A 20,198-nucleotide genomic window follows, 5' to 3' on the forward strand; every position below is an offset into this window, starting at 1 on the left:
TATCCCTGGATCGAGCTGCACCCTGTCCCGCGAAAGCCGGGACAGAAGACACCCTTCCTACGACGATGGTAGTAACTCGGATGGCAACAACTTTCCCCAGGAAGGCACCTTCGGACTGGGAGGCGCTGCTGGCCACCCTGGCCGAATGCGTGACGCACCTGGGCACGGAACGCTTCGACGACCAGCTGATCGCCCTGCTGCGTCAGGGGGTGGGCATCGAGCAGTGCATTCTCTTCGTCTACTCGAGACGCGATACCATGGAGTCCCTGCTGGTGGACAACCCCCGCTACCCCAAGGTGGCCGGGCGCCTGGCCGACCTCTACGCCGGCGGGCTGTTCCGCCAGGACCCCAACTATCCCCGGCTGTGCGACCTGCTCGAGGCGAACACGGAACAGGCAGACGCCGAGCTGATGCCCATGCCGACCGAGGCGATGTCGCCGGCCTACCGCGGCCACCTCTTCGGCTTCCCCGACCTGGCCGACAAGGTCTCGGTGGTGATTCCCGCCGGCGCAACCCTCTACTACCTGAACCTCTACCGTGACCTCGGCCGCGGCCCCTTCGGCGCCGCAGACCTGGCAGGCCTCGAGGCCCTGATGCCCCTCCTGGCCAGCCTGATACGCCGCCATTATCGCCAGGTACACCCGGCCGCCCTACCCGCCAGCCACGAGGAAGCCGAGGCCCTCAAGCCACTCTCCCAGCGGGAACGCCAGCTCTGCCTCTCGCTGCTGCGCGGCCACACCCTCAAGACCGCTGCCGCCGAGCTCGATATCGCCCTCTCTACCGCCGAGACCTACCGCAAGCGCGCCTATGCCAAGCTGGGGGTTCGCTCCAAGGCGCGGCTGGTGGCGCTGTGCCGCAAAGGCTGATGCCGCAAACAATGAGCCCCGGCACATGGCCAGGGCCCGATAAGGCGTTGCGCCGGATCACCTCAGACTTCGGCAAGGCTGTCGAACGCCTTGGCATTGGGGCAGAAGCCGCGACACTCCTCGACTTCGGCACCGGCGCGCATGGCCTTCCAGCATTGTCCAACGACCGGGCAACCGTTGCAGGTCTTGCGCATCATGTTGTAGCCCGGCTCCGCCGCCACCTCGGCATCCTGCAGGCCGAAGCGCTGCATCATTACCGGCATCAGGGCCTTGGCCGGCACGAAGTCGCTGGGCTGCCCCGCCTCCAGCTGTCGCGCCATCTCGCGCTCGAAGTCCGTCTCCAGGGGGCTGCCCAGGTCATTCAGAAGCGCATGATAGGTAGGGCCCGCTTCATGCTGGACGTCGCGCACCAGCTGAGGAGTGGAGGTGGCATAGCAGCGTTCGGTCAGGCGTTCCCACCAGGAGGCGGTGTGGGTGGTCTGTGCATTGGCCATGGTCATGCTCCCGTCAGGTGTTCTTGATGTCGGTATCAGTATCGACCCGCGAAAGCCAGGTTACCTTGACTGAGATCATAATAGTTTCATTTGAAACTGGATGGCAGGTTTCGATCCTGAACGACAGCGAGCACGGCCACGACCGTGCTCGCAGATCGAACCGATGACGACCCGGGATCAGGCTTGCGGGTCGATCACCTCATCGGCGGAAAGGCCTTCTTCCTCGCCGACGGCGTCGAGCTGCTCAAGGAAGTAGCCGCGGGCGGCTTCGCCTTCGATCCCTTTGGCACTGGCGGTTTCGAACCAGGCATCCGGCAGTTCCGACGCCATCTGCTGGAAACGCTCGACCTCCTCATCCGGCAACTCGATGAAGGTGTTGCCTTGCTGCTCGGCAAACTCGACACCTCGCACGTCCACGACATCCATCATGTAGCCGAACAGCCGCGAGAGCCGCTCGCCCGAAACCTCCTCGACTGCCGCTCGGTCCTCCTCGGAGAGCGAGGCCCAGGTATCGGGATTGATGACCAGGGAGAAGCTGCCGCGATAGAAGCCGCCGGGCATCTGCACCGTATAGGGCAGCACCTCGGCCAGCCGGAAGCTCTTGAGGCCCTCCAGGGTCAGCATGGCGCCATCGATCACGCCTTGCGTCGCCGCCTCGTAGGTGCTGCCGGGCGGCAGGGCGACACCGGTCAGATCCAGCGCGTTGGAGATATCCGCCATGATTCCGCCGCCAATGCGCACACGCCTGCCCTCGAGATCATCGAGACTGTCGATGGATTCATCGAGGAACAGGGATCCGGGGCCGTGCACGCCCAGGCCGATCACCTCGACGCCGCGATGCTCGCCGGCCTGGGCCAGGTATTCATTGTGGGTGCGCCAGTAGGCCACCGAGGCGGCTTCGGAGGAGAACTCCACGAAGGTGGGCAGTTCAGGCAGCTTGGTCAGCTCGAAACGTCCCGGCATCAGGCCGTGGAAGAGCCAGGTGACGTCGGCCACGCCGTCGGCGATCAGCTCCATCTGGGCGTCGGGCGGCCCCATGTCGTGGACCACATTGACGGTGACCCGCCCCTCGGTCGCCTCTTCCACCCAGCTGGCCCAGGTCGGCCAGACGATGGTGTTGACGCCGTGGTTAGGGCCCGCCCAGGTGCTGACCTGCAGCTCGGTGGCGCCAGCGCTCTGGAAGGCGCCAAGGGAGAGGGCGGTGAGTGTCGTCAGCGTCGCGAGTTTCTTCATTGTCGTTCCTCGTGAGTCCTGATGGTGGGGTTGGCGTAGGTATTTCCGTGTTGTGGTTGTAGTGGCCGATCACAGCGCCAGTATGAGTTTCCTGCCGCGTGCGCGTGAACAGCAGGTCATCACGCGGTCGTTGCTCTCGCGCTCGCTCGGGGTAAGCACCTTGTCGCGATGGTCGATCTCGCCCTCGACCACCTCGACCTGGCAGGTCCCGCACAGGCCCTCCTCGCAGTCACTGGGCACGTCGAGGCCCGCGGCACGCAGCGCCTGCATCAGGGTGCGATCCGACGGCACCTCCACGGTCAGCTCGGAGTCGGCGAGCTCGACCTCGAAGGCATGCTCCTTCGCCGGGTCCAGCAGTGCACCCTCGGCACTGAAGTGCTCCACATGCAGGCTACCCTCCCGCCAGTGCGTCGTGCCGGCCTCGAGCGCTGCGAGCAGCCGCTCCGGGCCGCAGGCATAAAGCAGCGTACCGTCACCTGGCTCGGCGAGAAGGGTATCGAGCTCGAGGCGGCGTCCCTGATCCCCCGGGTAGCGGTGGAGCACCTCACCATGATCGCGTTCGAGCCGCTCGACGAAGGCCATGCTGCCGCGCGAGCGACCGGCGTAGTGCAGCTCATAGGACTTTCCCAGCTGCTTGAGCCGGTCGGCCATGGCAATGATCGGCGTGATGCCGATGCCGCCGGCGATCAGCACATGGTGTCCCGCCGATTCATCGAGGCGGAAGTGATTCTTGGGCCCGCGCACGCGCAACTCGACGCCTTCATGAACGGCTTCGTGCATCCAGCGCGAGCCGCCACGCCCCCCCTCTTCGCGCAGCACGGCGATGCGCCAGTCGCCGGAGTCCGCCGGGCCGCACAGCGAGTATTTGCGTGCCTCGCCGCTGGGCAGTAACACGTCGAGGTGCGAACCCGGCGTCCAGGCGGGCAGCGAGCGCCCGGCGGGGTCGACCAGGGTCACGCCGAGGACACCGTCGGCCTCGGGTTCGGCCCGCATCACGCGGACACGCCGCACGATGGTTCGGGCTTCCGGCGCACCCACCGGGAAGTCGCGCTGGGCGCTGCGCACCGCCGGGTCGCGCCGCTCGGGGTTGAGCGTCGGATCCCAGCGCACCCAGAGCGCCTCGGGGCCGCGCAGTGAGGTGTTGGGCAGGAAGGTGAACGCCTGCTCCTCGAGCTCCAGATGCGGCAGGCGCCGGATGAACTCCTCGAGGAAGATGCGCATCTCCATGCGCCCCAGGTTCTTGCCCATGCACTGGTGGCTGCCATAGCCGAAGGTCAGATGGTCCACCGCATTGTCGCGATAGATATCGAAATCATCGGGATTCTCGAAGTGTCGCGGATCATGGTTACCCGAGGCCATCACCATCAGGATCCTGCCTCCCTCGGGGATGGTCACCCCGCCCACCTCGACGTCGCACGTGGTGATACGACGCCAGGAGACCATCGACCCCGAGTGGCGCAGAGACTCCTCGGCCGCCGACGGGATCAGCTCGGGATTGGCGCATAGCTCGTCCCATACCGCCGGACGCGAGAGCAGCTGGCGGAAGGCATTGGTGGTGGCCAGGGCGGTGGTCTCGTGAGCGGCGACGATGATCGCCATCATCATCGAGTGCAGGTAGCTGTCGGTGACGACCTCCGGCATCTCGCGATTCTTCTCGATCATGTCGTACATCCAGCCCTCACTGCGCGGCTGCGCCTGCATCTTGCGCAGCACCCGCCCGGAGTACTGCCAGAACTTGCCGACGGCCTCGGCGACCTCGACCTGCTGCTCCGGCGAGGGACGGCCCCAGGTGTTGAGGGTGTGGGCGGCGGAGAAGCGGCGCAGCTGCTCCATGTCCTCCTCGGGCACGCCGAGAAAGTGCAGCGCCACCGTGAGCGGCACCTCCCAGAACATCTCGGCCACCAGGTCGGCTCGACCGCGATCGATGATCGCATCGAGCTTCTCACGCACCAGGCGCCGTACCATCGGCGCATGTGCCTCCAGCGCCTCGGGGGTAAAGGCATCCAGCAGCACCCGGCGGCGCGCCATATGGGCCGGCTCATCCTCGTTCACCAGGGTGCGGTTCATGCCGTAGTCGTAGCGCTTCAGGACCTCGAGGGCCTCGTCGCTGGGCGGCGTGATCTTCTCCAGGGCGATCGACGGCGAGAAGGTGAGGTTGTCGCGGAATATCGCCTTGATGTCGTCATAGCGACTCACGACCCAGTAGCCAAGCTTCGGACTGTAGAATACCGGCTCCTGATCCCGAGACCAGCGCAGCGCCTCGGCGGGGTCGAGCTGATAGGGCGCATCGAACGGATCGAAGGCGGCGGCCTCGGGGGATACCGGGCAGCCGGTGGGAGATACGGCAGCAGGGTCGAAGGGACAGCCGCCCGCGTCGGTATCGGTCCGATGGATTGCTGATGTCATGGGTCCTCCCCGGGACAGTCACCCGGATCGTTGCGGTCATGCGCAGCGTTGTTGTTTTTACTTTTATCGCACACGTTGTATCGTTTAACGAACTCAGGCTGAACATAGGCAGTTTCGAGGGGGACGTCAATCCCGAGCGACTGCAGTGCGCAACCCTGCCCCACCAACACCGAATGGAGGAACGGCGCTCGATGGCCACCACCCTGCAAACCCTGGATCGCGGCCTGCGTGCGCTGGAGATCATTGCCGAGCACGCCGAAGGCGTCACCGTCGCCGAGCTTGCCGAGCAGTTGGCGGTGCACCGCGCCATCGCCTACCGCATCGTCACCACCCTGGAGGAGCATGGTCTGATCACGCGGACCCGTGAAGGCCCCGTACGCCTGGGCGCGGGTATCTCGCTGCTGGCCTCGCGCTTCGAGCCACAGCTGCTCGCCGTGGCACAGCCCCTGCTGCAGGCACTGGCCAAGGCCACTCGGGCCACGGCCTTCATTTCGGTCGCCCAGGGAGAGGAGTGCGTGGTGGTCATGGTGGCCGAGCCCGAAAAGGAGCCGCTGAGAGTCGGCTATCGGGTAGGCAGCCGCCATCCCCTGTCACGGGGGGCAGCCGGCATCGCCATCCTGGCCGCTCGCCCCCCACAGCCAGACGATGACGAGGCCGTACGCCAGGCGCGAGCCGAAGGCTTCAGCCTGACCCGCGGACAGTTGCAGCGTGGAGCCGTCGGCGTGGCCAGTGCCATCGCCTCGCCGCAAGTCCGGCCCGGTGTGGAGGCCTGCGTTGGCGTGGTCGCCATGGATGACCTGGACACCGACACGGCCATCCGCGAGGTAATGGCCCATGCCGGCCAACTCGCTACCCTGGTCGGGCAGTAGCGGGAAGCGGGTAGCCCGTGAAGCCATCGGCGCCGAGGCGTACACTAACGCCCGTTACCCCGCCATCATCAGAGGCCCGTGATGAGTTCCCACCTGCTCTCCATCGACTCCCTGTCCCGCGACGATATCGATCACCTGATGCGCGTCGCCACGCGTATGGAGCCCATCGCCCAGCGGCGCAAGATCACCCGGGTGCTGGAAGGGGCCGTGCTCGGCAACCTCTTCTTCGAGGCCAGCACCCGCACCCGAGTCAGCTTCCATGCCGCCTTCTGCCGACTCGGTGGCAGCGTCTGCGACACCACCGGCTTCACCTTCTCCTCCATGGCCAAGGGCGAGTCGCTCTATGACACCAGCCGAGTGATGAGCGGCTACTGCGACGCCATCGTCATGCGCCACCCGGACCAGGGCTCGGTGGCGGAGTTTGCCGCCGCGACGAAGGTGCCGGTGATCAACGCCGGTGATGGCCCCGGCGAACATCCCAGCCAGGCACTGCTGGACTTCTACACCATCGACAAGGAGTTCGCCCTGCAGGGCAAGACGCTCCGGGACGCCCATGTGCTGATGACCGGCGACCTGAAGTACGGCCGTACCGTACACTCCTTGATCAAGCTGCTGTCGCTCTATGCGCCGATGCGCATCACCCTGGTGGCACCGCCCGGCCTGGAAATGCCGAGCCACCTGATCGAGCGGGTCAGTCGCCGAGGGCTCACCGTGGACGTCCGCGAGAGCCTGGCCGGCGACTTCTCCGATGTGGATGTGGTCTACACCACTCGCATCCAGAAGGAGCGCTTTACCGCCGAGATGAGCGAGGGCTTCAACCTGTCGCGCGACTTCACCGTGGATCGCGCCTTCATGGACAGCCGCTGTGGCTCCTCCACCATCATCATGCACCCGCTGCCCCGCGACAGCCGCCCCGAGGCCAACGACCTGGATGTGGATCTCAACGGCGACCCACGCCTGGCGATCTTCCGTCAGACCGACAATGGCATCCCGGTGCGCATGGCGATCTTCGCCACCCTGCTCGGGGTCGAGGCACTCATCGACAAGGACCTGCACGACGTGCCCTGGTTCGTCCCCGAGCGCCTGGGCGTTGACGACGCCACCTTCTGAACAGCCTACAATTGACGGCCGATCGCCTATGCTGGTGGGGAACAACAATTCGTGTCGCCGCGCATGGCGACCAGGCCTGGAGGCGCAACACCGATGAACCTGAAACGTTCGTATCTATTGCTGTGCGGTTTCTACACCCTGCTGCTCCTGATCGGGGTCATCGCCCTGCTGATGGGCGGTGGTTCGCTGCTCGCCATGATCCAGCTGGGCGTGGGGGCGTTGGTGGTGATCGGCCTGTGGGGCTATTTCCTGGGCAGGGGCTTCATGAACCCGCGGATGTGGCGTCCCCTGGCGGGACTGCTGGCCCTGGGTATCGTCATCCAGCTGGTCGCGGTGTTCACGGCTGACCTGTCCGGGGCAGCGATGACCTGGACCCTCACGACCGCCATCTTCTCGGTGCTGCCGATGATCTTCCTGTATCGCTACGGCGATCGTGACCAGCCCCTCTGGGCCACGCCGGAGGAACTCGAGGGGGGCAAGCTGCTGGGAGAACTGCTCGAGGAGCAGCGTGAGCTGATGGTCGAGAAGCAGGCCCAGGACAGCCAGGCAACCGTCAGGGTCCGCAAGGCCGGTGACGCCTACCTGGCCAGCGTGGAGCGAGAGCGGGAAGGGAGTGTCGAGGCCTTCGAGGAGCGTTTCCGCTGCTCCGCGACCCTGGCATTTTTCATCGAGAAGTTCACCTGCCTCTCGGTAGGCGACTTCGCCAGCAAGTACACCAACGACGGCACTCATCCGGCCTGATTGTCCGGGCATCAGCGCGAGGGCAGGCCCTCGTACCGGGCGAACCAGCTCTCCAGGATCAGCACCGCGGCGATGCCGTCGACCCCCTGGTCGCGATAGTTACCGCGGTGCCCCGCTTCCCGGGCGATCGACTTGGCCTCACGGGTGGAGCCGCGCTCGTCGACCATCTCGCAGGGAATGCCGTAACGGCCATAGAGGCGCTTGCCGAACTTGCGCGCTCGGGTACTCATGACCGACTCGCTGCCGTCCATATTCAGCGGTAACCCCACCACGAAGAGATCGGGACGCCACTCCTCCACCCGACGCGCCACCTGCGACCAGTCGGGGATGCCATCCCGGGCCGGCAGGGGCTCGAGTTCCCGAGCGCTGGCGAGCAGCTCGTTGCCCACCGCCACACCGATACGCCGGGTGCCGAAATCGAAGGCCAGGATCAGTCGCGAACCGGGATCGGCCATCAGTCCGGCTCCCTCATGCCGTCCCGCACTCCATCAGGAGTGGCCCGCCTCGCGGGTCATCAGGTTCAGGTCGATGCCCAGGATGCCCGCGGCGGCGCCCAGGCGCTGCTCCGGCGGCACCGTGAAAAGAATCTCGGCACGCCCCTCCACCGTGAGCCAGGCATTCTCCTTGAGCTCGGCCTCCAGCTGGCCCGACTCCCAGCCGGCGCAGCCCAGACAGATCAGGAACTGCTCGGGTCCCTTGCCGTCCGCCAGCGCCTGGAGGATATCCATGGAGGTGGTCAGGGCAATGTCATCGGCGACCTGGATGCTGGAATCCCAGGCGTCGCTGGACCCGCGATGCAGGATGAAGCCGCGGTCCTTGTGGGTCGGGCCACCATAGAAGACCGGCGCATCGCGATGGGGGCTCTCGTCGCCGCCCAGCTCGAGCTGCTCGAAAAGGGCATCCAGGGTCAGCTCCAGCGGCCGGTTGACGATCACGCCCATGGTGCCGTTCTCGTCATGATCGCAGAGGTAGCTGAGGCTGCCGGCGAAATTGGGGTCTTCCAGATGCGGCATCGCCAGCAGGAAGTGGTTTTTCAAGCCGAAGTGTTGCACGGATTGCATGAGACTCCCCGGCGGACCTATTGCACGCCGTAATGATTGCCTTGGCCGAACCGCCAGACCCGGGTGATGGACAGGCTGTCCAGGTGGCCCATGCCCCGGTCGAAGGGACGATAGGGGGCGGCACCGTGCACCGTGTCCAGAGCCGCCTGGTCGAGTTCGGCATGTCCCGATGATTGTATCACCTCTGCCTGGCGAACCTGACCGTCACGACCGATCACCACCCGGATGCGTAGCTGTCCCTCCAGATGACGCGGCGCCGGGTGCACCCGATTGCCGTAGTCCTCGACCCGGCGGGTCCAGTCGTCGATGTAGCGCGCCTCGGCGGCCTGCTGGGCAGCCTGGCGCCCCTCGCCCGGCTGCTCTCCGGCGAAGTCCGAGGCGAGGCCCTGTTCGCGAATGCTGGACGTCGCCTGGGCGAGCAGGTCGCGACCCGAAGCGGAAGGAGCCGTGGCGGTGGGAGGCGCCGAGGTCTCGGCCGACTGGGGGGCACTGTCACGAGGTTCGGGGGTCGCCTGAGTCTCGTGGGGGCGCTCGGCCGCCGGCGGCTCGGGTGCCTCGCTTTCGCGATCGGGATCGGGGCGGGCAACACGCTCCGCCTCGGCCGGGGTGGCCGGATCGACCTCGGGTTCGGCTGCCTGCAGTTCGGGCAGTTCGTCCATGGGGGCCGCCCGGGCTTCCGCCGGGGCCTGGTCCTGGGGCGTACCGGCCGCGCGCTGGGCAGCCTCGGCGATGGCCGCAGCCTCCACGACCTCCGGAGACGGCCGGCTCACCAGCACCACGTCGATACTGGAGTGCTCGGCGGGTGCCGGCGCGAACTGGCGGCTCGCCACCACCCCGATGATCACCAGATGCATCAGCAGCGCCAGCGACCAGGCCAGCCAGTGCCGATACGGCCGGGTAACCGGCGCATACTGGATGGGGTCGCTGACAGGGCTGCTCGTCATGGGCCGTCGGTCTCCCGGATCAGCGCCGCTCGCCGAGACGGCGCTGGATGGCATCCATCAGCAGGCCGGCGATATCGGTACCACGCTGGTCATCGATCTCGCGAACACAGGTGGGGCTCGTGACATTGATCTCGGTGATGTAGTCGCCAATCACGTCGAGGCCGACGAACATCAGGCCCTTCTCGCGGATCGTCGGCTGGACCTGCTCGATCAGCCAGTGGTCGCGGGCGGTGAGTTCGCGACTGGCGCCAGTGCCCCCGGCCGCCAGGTTACCCCGCGTCTCGCCGGCCATGGGCACGCGGGCCAGGCCGAAGGGAATGGGTTCTCCCTCCACCAGCAGGATACGGGTATCGCCTTCGCTGATCTCGGGGATGTAGCGCTGGGCCATGATCTGGCGCCTGCCGCGCTCGCTCAGCATCTCGATGATGGCACCCAGGTTGCGACCCTCGGGGCGCACATGAAAGATCCCGTTGCCACCCATGCCGTCCAGCGGCTTGAAGATCACGTCGCCATGCTCGGCGTGGAAGTCGCGCAGCACGGCTTCGTTGCAGGAGACCAGGGTCGGCGTGCAGCACTGGGGGAACTGCTGGGCGAAGAGCTTCTCGTTGCACTCCACCAGCGCCTGGGTGGGATTGACCACCAGCACGCCCTCGCGCTCGGCGAAGCCCAGCAGGTAGACGGCGTTGAGGAAGTAGCCGTCGACCGGCGGATCCTTGCGCATCAGGATTACGTCGAGCTCGGCCAGGGGCGCCACCTCGGGCTCGCCCAGATCGAACCAGTGACCGGGGTCGCGGTGCACCTCCAGCGCGCGCATCCGACCGAAGGCACACCCCTCGCGCAGGAAGAGGTCCTCCTGCTCCATGTAGTGCAGCGACCAGCCGCGGTCCCTGGCGGCCCACAGCATGGCCAGGCTGGTGTCCTTCTTGTAGGTGAGATCGGCGATGGGATCCATCACCACACCGATCTTCAGCGCGCGCTCGCTCATCAGGGAGAGTTCCGGGTAGCAGGAAATGAATGAGACCAGTATGCCGCAGGGCTGGCGGCGCACCAAATTGCCAAGCCAGCATCGATCGGGGCTAATCCTTGCTTACCACCAGCCGGATGCCGCCTGGCTCGAGGGCGATCAGTTGGCGTTTGTAGAGCCGGCCGATGGCCTGCTTGAAGGCGTTCTTGCTCACCCCCAGCCGCGCCTTGATCTCCGCGGCGTCGCTCTTGTCCCCCAGCGGCAGGTAACCACCGCTCTCGCGCACCGCCTTGAGCACCTGATCGCCCACCACATCCAGCCTCGCCTCACCCGGCGGCAGCAGCGACAGATCCAGTCGGCCGTCATCTCGCAAGCGCTTCACGTAGCCGGAAACCCGCTGGCCGCGGCGCAGCGGCCGATTCACGTCATCGCGATAGAGCAGGCCCCAGAAGCGATAGTCCACCACCGCCTTGTAGCCCAGATCGGTCTGGTCGGCGATCACCAGCGCCACCTCATCCCCCGCTCTCAGCCCTGTGGCCTCGTCGGCGATGAAGCGCTCGAGCTTCTGTGAGGCCACCGGCCGGTGCTGCTGATCTTCGTAGATCATCACCAGCACACGTTTGCCCACGCTGGGACGGAAACGCTGCTCGCCGTAGGGCAACAGCAGATCGCGGGGATGGCCCCAATCGAGGAAGGCACCGGTGTCATTGACGGTGACCACCTCGAGGTAGGCCACGTCGCCGACTGCTGCCCTTGGGGCGCGAGAGCTCGGCGAGCCGGCTGGGCGAGACGAGGGGGACGACGGTGGGCGACGATTTCGAGAATCGGACATGAGGGACCTCCGCTGAGGAAGAGCGCAATGGTCTAGTGAGTGCTCACAGATCCCCGAAGCGGGATTGCAGCAACGACAGCGCCACCACCGGCGCGGTCTCGGTGCGCAGGATACGCGGACCGAGGGATAAAGGGGCGAAGCCGCCGGCCAGGGCCGCCTCGACCTCGGCCTCGGACAGCCCACCCTCCGGACCGATCAGCAGGGCGGCGGTGGCGGGCGCCTCTCGCCGTGCCAGGGCCCCGGCAGTGTCGGGGTGCAGCACCAGGCGCAGCGCCTCGTCGCGACCTGCCAGCCACTCGGCCAGGCCGGCCGGGGGATGCACGGGCGGCAGGGTCGCACGACCGCACTGTTCGCAGGCGCTGGCCGCCACGGCCTGCCAGTGGGCGAGTTTCTTTGCCTCGCGCTCACCCCTGAGGCGAACGTCGCCATGCTCGGTGTAGAGCGGGGTGATCGCCGCCACGCCGAGCTCGACTGCCTTCTGGATGGCATAGTCCATGCGGTCGCCCTTGGAGATCGCCTGTCCCAGATGCACCGCGAGCGGTGACTCGCCGAAGCCAGGGACCAAGGCTTCGATGCGCGCCACGACCCGCTTGCGGGAGGCCTCGAGGAGGACCGCTCTCGCCTCCAGGCCGGCGCCGTCGAAGAGACGCAACGGCGCCCCCTCGGCGAGGCGCAGCACCCGGGCCACGTGACGGGCCGGTCCCTCGGGCAGAACGACGTCGCCCCCCCCGGTGAAGTGGGGGGCGACGAGGATGCGCGGAGCCTTCATGCCTACTGGGTCGTCTGCTCGCCCGACGGCTCGGCTTGTTCGGCCTTCCGCTTCTTCTTCTGGGCGTAGATCGCCTCGAAGTTAACCGGCGCCAGCATCAGTGGCGGGAAGCCGCCCCGGTTGACCAGATTGTCGATACACTCACGGGCATAGGGGAAGAGCATGTTGGGGCAGAAGGCCCCCAGGGTATGCTCGAGCTGCTGACCCTCGATGCCGCTAATGCGAAACAGGCCGGCCTGCTCGATCTCGGCCAGGAAAGAGGTGGTGCCTTCTTCGCTGTGGGTGACCTGGGCGGTGACCTTGACGACCACCTCATAGAGATCTTCCCCGACCTGGCGACTGGTATTATCCAGGTTCAGGCCGACCTTGGGCTTGAATGGCTGCTGGAAGACCGCCGGCGAGTTGGGTGCCTCGAAGGAGATATCCTTGACGTAGATCCGCTGCAGCGCGAACTGCAGCTGGGGCTTGTCCTGCTCGCCGGCCGCCTGGCCGTTGGCGCCGGCGTCCTGGTTGTTCTCTTCCGCCATGGGAAAGTTCCTTTGATTCGATGAACGAAATTTACTTCTTGACGACCGGCAGGCCATCGGCCTGCCACTGGGCCATGCCGCCCTTGAGCTTGAACACCCGCCCGAAGCCCGCCTTGGTCAACTTGGCCTGGGCGACACCAGAACTCTGACCATGCTTGCAAGCCACGATGATCGGCTTGCTCTTGTCCTTCTCGAGTTCGCGCATGCGCTCGTCGAGCTTGCTCTGGGGAATATTGCGCGCACCGGCGATGTGGCCCGCCTTGAATTCACCGGCCTCGCGAAGATCCAGCACCACGGCGTCCTCGCGATTGATCAGCTGGGTCGCCTCGCCGGAGGTCACGCCTCCACTGCTGCTGTTGCGGACCTCGTAGGTGATCCAGGCAATCAATACCAGCAGGAAGGCCCCCACCAGCAACGGGTGATTCTGCACGAATTCGAACAGCTGATCGATCATGGGTTCGGCTAACTCTTATTTCGGGTGCACGTTGAACGGGGCCGGCCAGTCGCGGCGGCGCCCAGTATACACGAAGCCACGGCGGCCAGGGGGCCGGTCAAATGACGTACGGCGCTACCGTGCGATATGATGCCGCAAGCAGATACAAGTCGCGACCCCGGTATCCGCCCTTGCGCCTGCCGGGGTAGACAACGACAACAGAGGCCCCCCATGACCGAACCCCGCACTCCCACCCCGCGTCCGGTGGCACTGATCATCCTCGACGGATATGGCTACAACGAGGACGCCCAGGACAACGCCGTGCTCGCCGCCCGTACCCCGGTGATGGATCGCCTTTGGCAGGAGCAGCCACACACCCTGATCCATACAGACGGCCGCCACGTGGGCCTGCCGGATGGCCAGATGGGCAACTCCGAGGTCGGCCACATGAACCTGGGGGCCGGACGCGTCGTCTACCAGGACTTCACGCGTATCACCAAGGCCGTCGAGGACGGCGACCTGGACACCATCACGGCCCTGACCGCGCCGATCGATGCCGCCGTGGCAGACGGCAAGGCGGTGCACCTGCTGGGCCTGCTCTCGCCGGGCGGCGTACACAGCCACGAGGAGCACTTCCTGGCGATGGCCGAGCTGGCCGCCCGCCGCGGCGCACAGCGGATCTACGTCCACGCCTTTCTCGACGGCCGCGACATGCCGCCCAAGAGCGCCATGGACTCGCTGGAGCGCGCCAACGCGCGTCTCGCCGAGCTGGTGGGCCCCGAGAACGGCTTCGTGGCCTCGATCATCGGACGCTACTTCGCCATGGACCGCGACAACCGCTGGGACCGCGTCGAGAAGGCCTACCGCCTGATCACCCAGGGCGAAGGGGAGTTCGAGGCGATCGGTGCCGAGGAGGGGCTGCGCCGGGCCTACGAACGCGGCGAGACCGATGAGTTCATTACGGCCACCAGTATTCGTCCGAACGGCCCCCCTGTGGTCATGACGGACGGCGATGCCGCCATCTTCATGAACTTCCGCGCCGACCGCGCCCGGGAGCTGACCCGCGCCTTCACCGAGGAGGGCTTCAGCGGCTTCGCTCGCCAGGCCCGACCAAGGCTCGCCGCCGACGGCCTGGTGATGCTGACCCAGTATGCCGCCGATATTCCGGCCCCGTCGGCCTTCCCGCCGGCGGAGCTCGTCAACACCCTGGGCGAGGTGATGGAGAAGCGCGATCTCACCCAGCTGCGCATCGCCGAAACCGAGAAGTACGCCCACGTCACCTTCTTCTTTTCGGGGGGTCGCGAGGACGAGTACCGGGGCGAGACCCGGGTGCTGGTGCCCTCTCCCCAGGAGGTGAAGACCTACGACGAGAAGCCGGAGATGAGCGCCGAGGAAGTCACCGACCGGCTGGTGGAGGCGATCGATGCCGGACAGTTCGACCTGATCGTCTGCAACTACGCCAACGGCGATATGGTCGGTCACACCGGCGACTTCGATGCCGCCGTCCAGGCCATCGAGGCGGTGGACGCCTGCGTCGGCCGGGTGGTGGAGGCGATCCAGCGCGCCGGAGGCGCCTGCCTGGTCACTGCCGACCACGGCAACGCCGAGCAGATGGTCAACCCCGAAACCGGCGAGCCCCAGACGGCCCATACCACCTTCGAGGTGCCGCTGATCTATGTCGGTGAACGTCCGGCGAGGCTCGCGGATGACGGCAGCCTGTGCGACATCGCGCCGACCCTGCTGATGATGATGGACCAGCCGATCCCCGAGGAGATGACCGGTCGGGTGCTGATCGAGCGCGACTGAGACGGTCGGGAGGCCAGGGAATGGCGAGAGGCGTCGCGGCGCTCGGTACATGGCTGGCGGGGCTGGTCCTGCTGCTGGGCCTGGGCCTGGGCCTGGCGTTCCCGCTGGCCGCCCAGCCCTCCGAGCGCGAGGCGCAGGATCGCCTGGATGCCCTTGGCGAAGCGCTCCTGGAGGCTTCCGCGCAGCTCTCAATCACCCGGGAGGCCCGGGACGAGGCCAGCAAGGCCCTGCGCGAGGTGGAGACCGCCCTCGCCGAGACCCACCGCCGGCTTGATGAGCTTCAGGCCCAACGGCGTGTCCTGGGCGACGAGATTGCCACCCTCGAGGCGAGCCGCGAGCAGCTGGCCGCCGAGCGCAGCGAGCAGGTCGAGGCCCTGTCGGCCCAGCTCGATGCGCTCTACCGCCTCGGCCGAGCCCCCCAACTCAAGCTGCTGCTCAATCAGGACGACCCGGCACGACTCGACCGTCTGCAGCACTATCTCAACCGCCTGGCTCGAGCCCGTAACGCGCGACTCGACGAGTTGGAGAGGCTCGATGCCGAACTGACGGATAATCGCCGAGCACTGGAGCAGCGCGGCAAACGCCTCGAGGCCGTGGCCGAGGAACTTGCCACACGCAGTGCCACCCTGGCCGAGCAGATGGAAGAGCGTGCCGAGCTGGTGGCCAGGCTGGACGAGCGCTTCGCCAGTGAACAGGCGCGCCTGGCCACTGTCGCTCAGGACCGTGCCCATGCCGAGCGTGCCCTGCGGCAGATACAGGAGCAGCTGGCGCGCCTCGAGCGTCCGCCCCCCTCCACGGCCATCGAACAGACCCGCGGCGAGCTGCCCTGGCCGATACAAGGCAACATCGCCTCCACCTTCCACGAGGGCGAGGGCGTGCATCGCAACGGCCTGCTGATCCAGGCCGCCGCGGGCACTCCCGTCAAGGCCGTACATACCGGCCGGGTGGTGTTCGCCGACTGGATGCGCGGCTTCGGTAACCTGTTGATCGTCGATCATGGCGACCAGGTGATGACCCTGCACGCCCACCTGCAACACTTTACCGCCGAGGTGGGCGCGGCCGTGTCCCGCGGTGATCCACTGGGTGCGGTGGGCGACAGCGGGGGCCAGGATCGGCCGGCGCTCTACTTCGAGGTACGACAAGGCGGCGACCCGATCGACCCGAGGCGCTGGATCGCCCGCCAGCCATGAGCTCCGCTATTCCATAGACGCCCGACCAGGGGCTATGCTGGGCGGCCACCACCGGTAACCGCGAGAATCTGCATGCCCCTACGTCCCGTCGCTCTGTCCATCGCGATACGCCGCCTGGTGTCGGCACTGCTGCCGGCCGCCCTGCTGGTGCTTGCCCCCCTCCCCGCCGCCGCCCAGGCCCAGAGCCCGGAGGATGACCTGCCGGTGGCCGAGATCCAGGCCTTCGCCGAGGTGTTCGAGCGCATCAAGCGCGCCTATGTGGAGGAGGTCGAAGATGCCGACCTGCTGCGCAATGCCATGCGCGGCATGCTCAGCGAACTCGACCCTCACTCCGCCTACCTGGACAGCGAGGAGTTCGAGAGCCTGCGCGAGTCCACCCAGGGGGAATTCGGCGGCGTGGGCATCGAGGTGGGCATGGAGGAGGGCCAACTGACGGTGATCACCCCCATCGACGACACGCCGGCCTCCCGGGCCGGCCTGCAGTCGCGCGACAAGATCCTGCGCATCGACGACACCCCCACCGACCGACTCTCGCTGCAGGAGGCGGTCAACCTGATGCGCGGCGAGCCCGGCACCGATATCCGACTGACGATCCTGCGCCAGGGCGAGAGCGCTCCCCTGGAAGTCACCCTGACCCGCGAGATCATCCGCACCGAGAGCGTCAAGAGCGAGCTGCTGGAGGCGGGCTACGGCTACCTGCGGGTCAGCCAGTTCCAGACCCGCACCGGGGAGCAGGTCGGCAGCGCCATCCGCCGCCTGGAACGCGACGGGCCGCTCAAGGGCCTGGTACTCGACCTGCGCAACAACCCCGGCGGGGTGCTGCAGGCCGCGGTGGACGTGGCCGATGCCTTCCTCGACGACGGTCTGATCGTCTACACCGAAGGGCGCCTGCCTGACAGCGAGATGCGCTTCTCGGCCGGTCGCGAGACAGTCGCGGCCGACGTGCCGATGGTGATCCTGATCAATGGCGGCAGCGCCTCGGCGGCGGAGATCGTTGCCGGCGCCCTGCAGGACCAGCGGCGGGGCGTGGTGATGGGTACCGAGAGCTTCGGCAAGGGGTCGGTGCAGCAGGTCATGCCGCTGGGCAACGGCGAGGGGCTAAAGCTGACCACCGCCCTCTACTTCACCCCTGACGGCCGCTCGATCCAGGCCCAGGGCATCGAACCCGACGTGGAGGTGATCCGCGGTCGTCTGGAAGTCGCCGAAGGCAGCGGCCTGGACGTGCGAGAATCGGACCTGGAGGGCCACCTGCGCTCCCCGGACGAACAGCGCACTCGCAGCGAGATGAGCGAGCGCCTGCGCGAGGACTACCAGCTCGGTGAGGCGCTCAACCTGCTCAAGGCCCTCAACGTGCTCAGCGAGCGGCGCGGCGGCTGAAGGGGCGACAGGCGGCAGGCAGGCGGCCGCGATGACCGGTCGCCTGCTGCATCAGCAGTTGCTTGAGCGGCCCGAGCCGGTCGACACCCGAGAGCCCCAGGTTACGCGCCAGGGTGAGCACAGGATGGCGCGCCCCGAACAGCAGCCTGAAGCCGTCCATAAGCGCCAGCATGACGGCATTGTCGCCGCGCCGTCGCCGAGCGTAACGGCCCAGCAACGCAACATCCCCCGGGGACAGCCCCCGTCGACGCCCTGTGACCAGTTCCTCGGCGAGCACCGCCGCATCCATCAGGCCCAGGTTCACCCCCTGGCCCGCCAGGGGGTGGATACTGTGCGCCGCATCCCCCACCAGGGCGAAGCCCGGCAGCACGTAGCGCTCCGCATGGCGCTGGGTGAGCGGTACCGCCAATGCCCGGTCGGTCACCGTCACCTCGCCCAGTCGATGGTCGATGGCCGCCGCCAGTTCCCCACCCAGCGCCTCCCGGGGCAGGGCCACCAGTCGCTCGGCCTCCTCCGGGGTGGTGGACCAGACGATCGAGCAGTGACGCTCACCGCCCTCGATATAGAGCGGCAGGAAGGCCAGCGGCCCTGTGGAGAGGAACACCTGGCGGGCCACGCCGCCATGGGCGAGACACGGACGCACCGTGGTGACCACCGCCACCTGGCCGGTGTCGCGAGAGCAGACGTCGATGCCTGCCATCGCCCGCAGCGGTGACCGGGCCCCGTCGGCGGCCACCACCAGGGGGGCCGACAGTCGGCTGCCATCCTCCAGCCGTACCGTACGCCCGGCATCGTCCGACTCGAGCTCGGCCACCCGGGCTCCGAAGCGCACCTGGACGCTAGGCAGCTCGGCCAGGCATGCCTCCAGCGCTGCCAGGATGACGTCATTTTCGACGATATGCCCGAGCACGGACACCCCGGCCTGCTCCGCGGAGAAGTTCACCTCACCGCTGCCCTCACCATCCCAGACCTGCATGAAGCGGTAGGGGCTCACCCGGCGCGAGGCCATCCAGGCCCAGGCATCCAGTCCTTCCAGCAGCTGCCGCGACACCGGGGTCAGGGCACTGACGCGCATGGAAGGCGACCCCTGGCCCACGACGTCACGGTCGAGCGGCCCCTGGCGGGCATCCAGCAGCGCCACCTCCAGCCCCGCCCGACCCAGCAGACAGGCAAGGGCCGCGCCCACCATGCCACCTCCGACGATAATCACTTCGAATGGCGACGATGCGCGCCCCTGTGCTGTAGTCATGATCTGTGCTCCCCCTGATAAGCCCGCTGGCCAACTTGCCTGTACACCCTGGCGATTCCCGACCGTCATACGCTGCCATTCCAGCGCCTGTCGCCCGCACCCGCTATCGTTGCAGCCCCATGGCCCGCCGGGCCAGGCCTCGACGCAGGGGCCCTATCAGGTTCAGCCCCACCAGGCCTGCCCCGCGGGCAGGGGAAAGCAGAGGAAGGTCGAGCCCGAACAGACGTATCAAACCGTCGCTGAAGCGGATGACGCTGTCACGGTCGGCATCTCGGCGCGCCTCGAAGTCCTGCAGGACACCCGTGCCACCTGGGCTATCGCCCCTCTCGATGCCGGCCTCGATGGCGACCACCAGGTCCATGACGCCGCGTAGCGCCAGATTGAAGCCCTGGCCGGCCACCGGGTGCAGGGCATGGGCCGCATTGCCCAGCACCGCCAGCCCGGGACGCGTTGTCTCCCGGGCGGTGATCAGCGACAGCGGGTAGGCATGGCGGCGGCCCACTCGCCGGAAGTGCCCCACCCGATCACCGAAGGCCTGCTGCAGCTCGGCCAGGAAATCTCCGTCCGACAGTGCCAGACGGCGTCTCTCCTGGCCGCGCTCATGGGTCCAGACCAGTTCCATGGCCTGGCCCCGAAGGGGCAGCAGGGCAATGGGCCCCGCCGGCGTGAATCGCTCGTAGGCGACCTCACCATGGGGACGGCTAACCTCGACGCTGGCGATCAGCGCCACCTGGTCGTAGGGCCGTTCCCGGCTCTCGATCCCCAGCCGCTCCTTAAGCCCCGAGCGACCGCCGTCGGCGAGCACCGTCAGCTCGGCCTCCAGCTCGCTGCCATCCGACAGCTGCAGACGATGTCCTTGGGCAATCGGTTCAATCGTCTCGACCCTGGCCGGGCAGTGCCAGGCCAGCGGCAGCTCGCTCAGCCGGCCATGCAGCACTCGCCCCATCCAGGCATTGGGAATCACATGACCCAGCGCTTCGACACCCAGTTCCGCCGCGCGCAACCGCGTTACGCCCAGCCGGCCCCGCTCGCTGACGTGGATGGTGCGGATGGGGACGGCCATCTCGGCCATGGTCTCCCAGACGCCAAGACTCGCGAAGTGCCGGGCGGAGCCACCGGCGATGGCACTCGCCCGGGCATCGAAGCTGGGCTGCCAGGGCTCGGTCCGTTGCGACGGCAACGGTGCCGCTTCGATCACTGCCACCTTGAGCCCCGCCCGTTCGACCAGCGCGGCCAGGGCACAGCCCAGGCTGGCACCCACCAAGCCGCCACCGATGATGGCGATATCCACTCTCGACTGCGATATCGCACTCATGGCGCACTCCCG

At 67.2% G+C, this 20,198-nt stretch carries 20 protein-coding genes; 7 read left to right on the top strand and 13 right to left on the bottom strand.

Annotated features, from left to right (window positions below; all coding sequences use genetic code 11):
• Positions 1-80 precede the first annotated feature (80 nt).
• Positions 81-866 (top strand): helix-turn-helix transcriptional regulator, encoded by a 786-nt coding sequence (locus HALO32_RS01165; protein ID WP_151441958.1) that lies wholly within the window; start codon positions 81-83, stop codon positions 864-866.
• A gap of 62 nt (positions 867-928) precedes the next feature.
• On the opposite strand, the gene HALO32_RS01170 is transcribed toward HALO32_RS01165, so the two are convergent.
• The 3 genes from HALO32_RS01170 to HALO32_RS01180 all read right to left on the bottom strand — a co-directional run bounded on the left by HALO32_RS01170 (position 929) and on the right by HALO32_RS01180 (position 4,999).
• A complete protein-coding gene (locus HALO32_RS01170) occupies positions 929-1,360 on the bottom strand; it encodes a hypothetical protein (RefSeq protein WP_151441959.1) in 432 nt (143 codons plus the stop codon).
• Between the two features lie 177 nt (positions 1,361-1,537).
• Positions 1,538-2,593, bottom strand: coding sequence for a TRAP transporter substrate-binding protein (locus tag HALO32_RS01175; RefSeq protein ID WP_151441960.1), 1,056 nt, complete (start codon positions 2,591-2,593; stop codon positions 1,538-1,540).
• A gap of 69 nt (positions 2,594-2,662) precedes the next feature.
• The gene (locus HALO32_RS01180; RefSeq protein WP_151441961.1) at positions 2,663-4,999 is read right to left on the bottom strand and encodes a cytochrome P450/oxidoreductase; all 2,337 of its coding nucleotides are present in this window, start codon (positions 4,997-4,999) and stop codon (positions 2,663-2,665) included.
• A gap of 191 nt (positions 5,000-5,190) precedes the next feature.
• Here HALO32_RS01180 and HALO32_RS01185 point away from each other — a divergent pair, with 191 nt between their 5' ends.
• The 3 genes from HALO32_RS01185 to HALO32_RS01195 all read left to right on the top strand — a co-directional run bounded on the left by HALO32_RS01185 (position 5,191) and on the right by HALO32_RS01195 (position 7,719).
• A complete protein-coding gene (locus HALO32_RS01185; protein WP_225809634.1) occupies positions 5,191-5,868 on the top strand; it encodes an IclR family transcriptional regulator in 678 nt (225 codons plus the stop codon).
• A gap of 81 nt (positions 5,869-5,949) precedes the next feature.
• On the top strand, positions 5,950-6,978 hold the full coding sequence (gene pyrB / locus HALO32_RS01190) for an aspartate carbamoyltransferase (protein ID WP_151441963.1): 1,029 nt from the start codon (positions 5,950-5,952) through the stop codon (positions 6,976-6,978).
• 93 nt (positions 6,979-7,071) lie between these two features.
• Positions 7,072-7,719 carry a hypothetical protein gene (locus HALO32_RS01195; protein ID WP_151441964.1) on the top strand — a complete coding sequence of 216 codons (648 nt, stop codon included), beginning with the start codon at positions 7,072-7,074 and terminating at the stop codon, positions 7,717-7,719.
• A gap of 11 nt (positions 7,720-7,730) precedes the next feature.
• Here HALO32_RS01195 and ruvX read toward each other — a convergent pair whose 3' ends face one another.
• The 8 genes from ruvX to HALO32_RS01235 form a co-directional block, all read right to left on the bottom strand.
• Positions 7,731-8,174, bottom strand: coding sequence for a Holliday junction resolvase RuvX (gene ruvX, locus HALO32_RS01200; protein WP_151441965.1), 444 nt, complete (start codon positions 8,172-8,174; stop codon positions 7,731-7,733).
• A 33-nt stretch (positions 8,175-8,207) separates the two neighbouring features.
• On the bottom strand, positions 8,208-8,780 hold the full coding sequence (locus HALO32_RS01205; protein ID WP_151441966.1) for a YqgE/AlgH family protein: 573 nt from the start codon (positions 8,778-8,780) through the stop codon (positions 8,208-8,210).
• Positions 8,781-8,797: 17 nt separating this feature from the next.
• On the bottom strand, positions 8,798-9,724 hold the full coding sequence (locus HALO32_RS01210; protein WP_192576408.1) for an energy transducer TonB: 927 nt from the start codon (positions 9,722-9,724) through the stop codon (positions 8,798-8,800).
• Between the two features lie 19 nt (positions 9,725-9,743).
• Positions 9,744-10,709, bottom strand: coding sequence for a glutathione synthase (gshB, locus tag HALO32_RS01215; protein ID WP_151441968.1), 966 nt, complete (start codon positions 10,707-10,709; stop codon positions 9,744-9,746).
• 91 nt (positions 10,710-10,800) lie between these two features.
• The gene (locus HALO32_RS01220) at positions 10,801-11,520 is read right to left on the bottom strand and encodes a CvfB family protein (RefSeq protein ID WP_151441969.1); all 720 of its coding nucleotides are present in this window, start codon (positions 11,518-11,520) and stop codon (positions 10,801-10,803) included.
• 43 nt (positions 11,521-11,563) lie between these two features.
• On the bottom strand, positions 11,564-12,289 hold the full coding sequence (locus HALO32_RS01225; protein WP_151441970.1) for a 16S rRNA (uracil(1498)-N(3))-methyltransferase: 726 nt from the start codon (positions 12,287-12,289) through the stop codon (positions 11,564-11,566).
• Between the two features lie 2 nt (positions 12,290-12,291).
• Complete coding sequence (gene secB, locus HALO32_RS01230) at positions 12,292-12,816, bottom strand: protein-export chaperone SecB (RefSeq protein WP_151441971.1); 525 nt, start codon at positions 12,814-12,816, stop codon at positions 12,292-12,294.
• A 31-nt stretch (positions 12,817-12,847) separates the two neighbouring features.
• Positions 12,848-13,270, bottom strand: a complete 423-nt coding sequence (locus HALO32_RS01235; RefSeq protein WP_151441972.1) for a rhodanese-like domain-containing protein — start codon at positions 13,268-13,270, stop codon at positions 12,848-12,850.
• 210 nt (positions 13,271-13,480) lie between these two features.
• Between HALO32_RS01235 and gpmI the strand changes: the two genes are divergently transcribed.
• From gpmI to HALO32_RS01250, 3 genes are all read left to right on the top strand, one after another.
• Complete coding sequence (gpmI, locus tag HALO32_RS01240; RefSeq protein WP_151441973.1) at positions 13,481-15,055, top strand: 2,3-bisphosphoglycerate-independent phosphoglycerate mutase; 1,575 nt, start codon at positions 13,481-13,483, stop codon at positions 15,053-15,055.
• Between the two features lie 20 nt (positions 15,056-15,075).
• Positions 15,076-16,245, top strand: a complete 1,170-nt coding sequence (locus HALO32_RS01245) for a murein hydrolase activator EnvC family protein (RefSeq protein WP_151441974.1) — start codon at positions 15,076-15,078, stop codon at positions 16,243-16,245.
• Positions 16,246-16,317: 72 nt separating this feature from the next.
• Entirely contained in the window at positions 16,318-17,622 is a 1,305-nt protein-coding gene (locus HALO32_RS01250; protein WP_151441975.1) for a S41 family peptidase, read from the top strand.
• Here HALO32_RS01250 and HALO32_RS01255 read toward each other — a convergent pair.
• Both HALO32_RS01255 and ubiH read right to left on the bottom strand, forming a co-directional pair.
• Complete coding sequence (locus HALO32_RS01255; RefSeq protein WP_151441976.1) at positions 17,600-18,871, bottom strand: UbiH/UbiF/VisC/COQ6 family ubiquinone biosynthesis hydroxylase; 1,272 nt, start codon at positions 18,869-18,871, stop codon at positions 17,600-17,602. The two genes, HALO32_RS01250 and HALO32_RS01255, sit on opposite strands and share 23 nt — an antisense overlap.
• Before the next feature lie 103 nt (positions 18,872-18,974).
• Positions 18,975-20,186, bottom strand: coding sequence for a 2-octaprenyl-6-methoxyphenyl hydroxylase (gene ubiH / locus HALO32_RS01260; RefSeq protein WP_151441977.1), 1,212 nt, complete (start codon positions 20,184-20,186; stop codon positions 18,975-18,977).
• Positions 20,187-20,198 lie beyond the last annotated feature (12 nt).

Source organism: Halomonas lysinitropha, assembly GCF_902500215.1.
In the GTDB taxonomy this organism is placed as follows: Bacteria; Pseudomonadota; Gammaproteobacteria; order Pseudomonadales; family Halomonadaceae; genus Halomonas; species Halomonas lysinitropha.